Raw genomic sequence first — 2,484 nt, 5'->3', positions numbered from 1 at the left:
TGTGTTTCGGCGTGGAATATTGACCCCACTAGCGGGCGAATACTTATTCAATTTTGACCCCTGCTAGATTTCATCCGAGTATCTGACTTTTAGTCAGCGGATGGAGTAGGGAGTTGAAAAGAGTGGATACGATTGCTCGTGTCCGGCGCGCCTTCCATGTTCAAGGCTGGTCGGTAAAGAAGATCACCAGAGAGCTTCATGTTTCTCGTAATACGGTTCGCAAAATACTGCGATCTGATGCGACGGAGTTTTCTTACAAACGGGAACATCAACCTTTTCCTAAGATGGAGCCTTGGAAGGGGGACGTTGAACGTTTTCTTATTTCCAACGAAGGTAAGGCATCTCGTGATCGATTGACGCTTATCCGCATTTATGAAGAAGTTCGGTCGCTGGGCTATGAAGGGAGCTATGACACGGTCCGCCGCTACGCCAAGTCATGGTCTAAGAAACGCGGATTAGTGACAAGTGACGCTTACGTTCCGCTCTATTACGCGCCGGGCGAAGCTTATCAGTTTGATTGGAGCCATGAGGTTATTAGGCTCAATGGGGTGACGACGACAATCAAGGTTGCGCACGTTCGATTGTGTCATAGCCGGATGATGTTTACGCGGGCTTACATGCGCGAAAGCCAGGAAATGGTATTCGATGCACATGACAAAGCTTTTGTGTTTTTCCGTGGTGCTTGTACGCGCGGCATATACGATAATATGAAAACGGCTGTTGATGCCATTTTTGTCGGGAAAGAGCGGCAATATAACCGTCGGTTCCAGCAAATGTGCAGTCATTACCTTGTTCAGCCTGTTGCCTGTACTCCGGCATCAGGTTGGGAAAAGGGACAAGTCGAGAACCAGGTGGGCTTGGTTCGAGAGCGGTTTTTTACACCGCGTTTACGGATCAGAAGTTTGGAGGAGCTCAATGTCTGGCTCCTCGATAAATGTATCGCTTATGCAAAAGCACATCGTCATCCTGAACAAACGCAGCGCATGATTTGGCAGGTATTTGAGGAAGAACGCAAAAGTCTTGTACCATATATTGGCCCATTCGATGGCTTTCACTGCGTTCCAGCGTCCATATCAAAAACCTGCACCGTCCGTTTTGACAACAATAAATACTCGGTTGTTTCAACTGCAGTTGGTCGCCCTGTAGAGGTTCATGCCTATGCCGATCGGATTATCATCCGGCAGGATGGTGTGAAGGTCGCAGAGCATACGCGTAGCTTTAATCGAGGAGAAACGGTCTATGACCCATGGCATTATGTGCCTGTTCTTGCTCGAAAACCTGGCGCTCTACGCAATGGCGCACCTTTCCGCGATTGGGTTTTGCCAGCCGCAATGGAGAAAATCCGCAAACGTTTGCAGAGCGCTCACGATGGTGATCGGCAGATGGTCACCATCCTCGCATGCGTACCTTCCGACGGATTGGCAAATGTCGATGCTGCATGCCAGGAAGCGCTTGATCATAACGTTTGTTCTGCGGCGGTTATCATCAATATTCTCGCACGCAGTCGAGATACTGCTCCTGCTCCAACACTCCAAATCCCAGACGCACTTCGATTGATGCATGAACCAATCGCCGACTGTTCACGCTATGACAGCCTTAGGAGGGCAAGCTGATGGAACGCACGCAGGTACTTGAACTCATGGGAACGCTGAAGCTCTATGGTATGCGCTGCGCTTATGACGAGGTGATGGGGAATGGCATAAAACGGCAGCACGAACCGCCCCGTATTGTGGGTGAGTTGTTGCAGTCCGAGATTGCAGAGAAGCAAGCACGTTCCATTCGATACCAGCTCAGCATTGCCAAACTACCTCTTGCTAAGGACATTGAGGACTTCGACTTTACTGGCACCCCAATCAACGAAGGTTTGGTTCGCGAGCTGGCCACAGGAATTTTTGTGAGCGATCAAAGAAATGTTGTTCTGGTTGGCGGCACGGGAACAGGAAAAAGCCATCTGGCCATTGCCATTGCGCGCGCGCTCATTCGCAATGGCACACGTGGCCGTTTCTTCAATGTTGTTGATCTCGTCAATCGCCTTGAAACTGAAACACGCAACGGGAAACAAGGCAGAACCGCGGAATATCTCAACCGTCTCGACTTTGTTATTCTCGACGAGCTCGGTTACTTGCCATTCGCTCAGGCAGGAGGACAATTGCTGTTCCACCTTATAAGCAAGCTCTACGAGCGAACCTCGATTATCGTTACAACCAATTTAGCGTTCGGCGAGTGGCCCACCGTCTTTGGTGATGCCAAAATGACAACTGCACTTCTAGATCGCCTGACGCACCATTGCGAAATCGTAGAGACAGGCAACGATTCATGGCGCTTTAAAAACCGCTCTCAAAGCTAAAGCCGAAAGAGCTAATCACCCGCACTTGGCCTACCCTTTGCAACCCCGGCCAGCGTCGGGCAGGCCAAGTGCTAATCCGTAATCAGGGGGTCAATATTGGATAAGTAAAAGGGGTGAATATTCCGTTCCGATTGACA

Annotated in this window: 2 protein-coding genes; both read left to right on the top strand. The window is 50.0% G+C overall.

Annotated features, from left to right (window positions below):
- The first annotated feature begins 113 nt into the window (after positions 1–113).
- The gene (istA, locus tag QBD00_RS23545) at positions 114–1,613 is read left to right on the top strand and encodes an IS21 family transposase (protein ID WP_318580703.1); all 1,500 of its coding nucleotides are present in this window, start codon (positions 114–116) and stop codon (positions 1,611–1,613) included.
- Entirely contained in the window at positions 1,613–2,347 is a 735-nt protein-coding gene (gene istB / locus QBD00_RS23540; protein WP_318580702.1) for an IS21-like element helper ATPase IstB, read from the top strand. The genes istA and istB overlap by 1 nt, the downstream gene beginning before the upstream one ends.
- Positions 2,348–2,484 lie beyond the last annotated feature (137 nt).

Origin of the sequence: Ochrobactrum sp. AN78 (assembly GCF_029909885.1) — a bacterium.
GTDB classification, from domain to species: domain Bacteria; phylum Pseudomonadota; class Alphaproteobacteria; order Rhizobiales; family Rhizobiaceae; genus Brucella; species Brucella quorumnocens.
The sequence above is the reverse complement of the archived record's forward strand: the minus strand, read 5'-3'. Positions and strand labels throughout refer to the sequence as shown.

What these genes read in the sequence shown, in the direction of transcription:
- istB (WP_318580702.1), top strand. Translation starts at nt 1,613, where the DNA reads ATGGAACGCACGCAGGTACTTGAACTCATGGGAACGCTGAAGCTCTAT.